The organism is Citrobacter sp. JUb117, from assembly GCF_024809055.1.
In the GTDB taxonomy this organism is placed as follows: domain Bacteria; phylum Pseudomonadota; class Gammaproteobacteria; order Enterobacterales; family Enterobacteriaceae; genus Citrobacter; species Citrobacter gillenii.
Window position 1 is genome coordinate 1 of the sequence record NZ_JANUFB010000019.1, and the last position, 2,868, is coordinate 2,868.

Genomic DNA, 2,868 nt, shown 5'->3' on the forward strand with positions numbered 1-2,868 from the left:
GGGGGGGGGTCGGATTTAACCTGGGGTGATCAGCGCGCAGAGATGAACGGGATTCGGAAGGGGAACCCTTGCGGCGCGGCGATGTATACATCGCTAACGTGCCTTACTCTTTTCACTGCTGAGGGTAGCGACAGCAAACAGATAGCAAACAGATAGCAAACAGATAGCAAACATACGGTGTCGGGCGGAGCCTGACCAAGAGTCATTGGCGTGCCGGCGGTACTCCAAAAACACATCTTGTCCCGCTGTTTTGCGAATAAGCCAGCATGGCTGTGGGCACAAAACATTTCCTGTCCGCTGCTTTAACCTTTGTAATCCAGGAACGTCAGGTGACGTCACTTTGCGGCGTTAGCCCTATCCTGCATCCTATGAAAAAATGCAGCGATGGCGCGTACGGTGCCAAAGATAAGCCCGGAGATATTCCGCTTCCTCGCTCACTGACTCGCTCCGCTCGGTCGTTCGGCTGCGGCGAGCGGTACCGCCTTACTGGCGGGGCGGAAATTTCCTAGCATCTTCCAGGAAGAAGCTTAACAGGGAAGCAAGAAGGCCACGGCGAAGCCGTTTTTCCATAGGCTCCGCCCCCCTGACAAGCATCACAGAATCTGACGCTCAAATCAGTGGTGGCGAAACCCGACAGGACTATAAAGATCCCAGGCGTTTCCCCCTGGTAGCTCCCTCGTGCGCTCTCCTGTTCCTGCCTTTCGGTTTACCGGTGTCACTCCGCTGTTATGGCCGCGTTTATCTCATTCCACGCCTGACACTCAGTTCCGGGTAGGCAGTTCGCTCCAAGCTGGACTGTATGCACGAACCCCCCGTTCAGTCCGACCGCTGCGCCTTTTCCGGTAACTATCGTCGTGAGTCCAACCCGGAAAGGCACGACTTATCGCCACTGGCAGCGGCCACTGGTAAGAGGGTGTACAAGAGATTACTAATGCAGAGTTCTTGAAGTATCAGCCTAACTACGGCTAAACTGGAAGGACGTATTTGGTGGCAGCGGTCTTGTACACCCTGTTACCACGGTTCAGAAGTTCCCCAACTTGCTGAACCTTCGAAAAACCACCTCCCCAGGTGGTTTTTTCGTTTCAGGATTAAAGATACTCTGCGTCCCACTCAATCTCAAGAAATTATCTTTACCAAGCCATTGACTTAATAAAAAAAAACCATATAATAGCCTCATGGGCTTGAATCACTTTGGTGATTCAAGCCCATGACCTAAGTCGTTGATTTAACTGACATTAATGTGGATCGTCGTAATCCACATTACGGACGTTGGCACCATCCCACTCAAAGAAAATACGATAGTTCGCCGACACCTTTAATGACCAGCGGGTTGGGGTATATTCAGCATACGAATGAAGATCCAAACCAGGAAGGTCAAGATCCTTTATTGAAGTAGCGGTATCTAAAGCGTTTAAGATAATCTCTATTTTCTTTTTATGCGCTTGTGCTACCTTACTTGTATCACCACTGTTAAATTGTTTTAGTTTTTTGGATTTAAAATTTTTAATCATTGAACTTCTCCATATGAAAATTTTTATGTTTTAGAAGTTCTTCTTGTTTAGTAAAGTTTCTTGACTGTGTTCTATTTATAGGTAGTATTCTACGCCTGCGAAGCTTTAGAACTGCCAGATAGTCACTACAAGAACAAAACAGAAGAACCAAACTGTTAACGTTAAGAAAAAAATTACCCTTAACTAATCCATTTTATCACAAATGGATTGCTTATGTCAATAGGTTTGCGCGTTGCGCAAGGCACAAAATCAGAGTATTTAGGAGGTTGCATGTTTACATTGCAAAAACCTATGCACCCCGGCGAGTTTATCCGCGAAGTATATTTAGAGCCGTTAGAGCTTCAAATAGGAACGTTTGCAGAAAAGCTTGGGGTTGATACATCAACCGTTAGCCGGTTAGTAAACCAAAAAGCTGACCTTTCTTATGAAATGGCATTACGCCTATCAAAAGCCTTAGGGCGTTCTGCTGACTCTTGGATGAAAATGCAAATAGCATATGGTTTATATCGTGCTCAAGATAAAGTAAATCTTGAAGAAGTTGAGGTGGTTTACCGCCCACGGAACTTGGATGCTCCTGAAAAACAGGTCCATGAATTTTATGAAAATATCTAAAAACGATATTTCATTTAGGTAAAGAAAAGCTCCTAACCATAGGGGCTTTTTGTCTCTACACCTGTGTATTTATGTGAAGACCTAACTTGCACTCGCAGAGGCGGCAGCATCGTTATTCCTGAAGATGCTTAAACAGCGGGTGTTGAGCCTGTATCAACCATTGATAGTGATCTGTATATCCTCTTCACTAACCCCAAACTTCATAGCCAGCCCCCTTCTATGCTTACCTAGAGAATTTACCATAACATCCGTTGCCCGCACCCTCTCAGACAGCCTCAGCGCGTTTCTGGGTCTTCCTGCCTGTTTCCGGCACTTCCCACTGCCTGTATCGTGAAAAAACGCGCCTGATAATTTCTGCGCACCTGCATGACTATGCACGCAGGTGACTGGCGGGCGGTTTCAGGCGTATGTTGTCACTAAGGGCGGATTTTAGTACGTAAAGGCGACTGACGGTATTGGTTAATCTGTACCTCATTCTCACCACTGCTGCTTCAGCCACTACCGCACAAATCAGGGGTTCCCGGCCCTGCGTGACGGGCGATATAGCGGTTGGTAAATCTGTACCTGATTAACGGTGAACGGGTGCGCAGTTTACTGTGCGGCCGTGAGGCGTTGGCCAGGCCGTCAGGCATGGCTGGATTTATTGCTAAGGGGGGGGGTCGGATTTAACCTGGGGTGATCAGCGCGCAGAGATGAACGGGATTCGGAAGGGGAACCCTTGCGGCGCGGCGATGTATACATCGCT

At 47.7% G+C, this 2,868-nt stretch carries 2 protein-coding genes; one reads left to right on the top strand and one right to left on the bottom strand.

Going from position 1 to position 2,868, the window contains the following annotated elements; translation table 11 throughout:
* Positions 1 to 1,235: 1,235 nt before the first annotated feature.
* Positions 1,236 to 1,511: a type II toxin-antitoxin system RelE/ParE family toxin gene (locus tag M2374_RS22220; protein WP_259156649.1), complete on the bottom strand. Its 276-nt coding sequence runs from the start codon at positions 1,509 to 1,511 to the stop codon at positions 1,236 to 1,238.
* A 270-nt stretch (positions 1,512 to 1,781) separates the two neighbouring features.
* Between M2374_RS22220 and M2374_RS22225 the strand changes: the two genes are divergently transcribed.
* Entirely contained in the window at positions 1,782 to 2,123 is a 342-nt protein-coding gene (locus M2374_RS22225) for a HigA family addiction module antitoxin (protein ID WP_049592808.1), read from the top strand.
* The last annotated feature ends 745 nt before the right edge of the window (positions 2,124 to 2,868 follow it).

What these genes read in the sequence shown, in the direction of transcription:
- M2374_RS22220 (WP_259156649.1), bottom strand. Translation starts at nt 1,511, where the DNA reads ATGATTAAAAATTTTAAATCCAAAAAACTAAAACAATTTAACAGTGGT.
- M2374_RS22225 (WP_049592808.1), top strand. Translation starts at nt 1,782, where the DNA reads ATGTTTACATTGCAAAAACCTATGCACCCCGGCGAGTTTATCCGCGAA.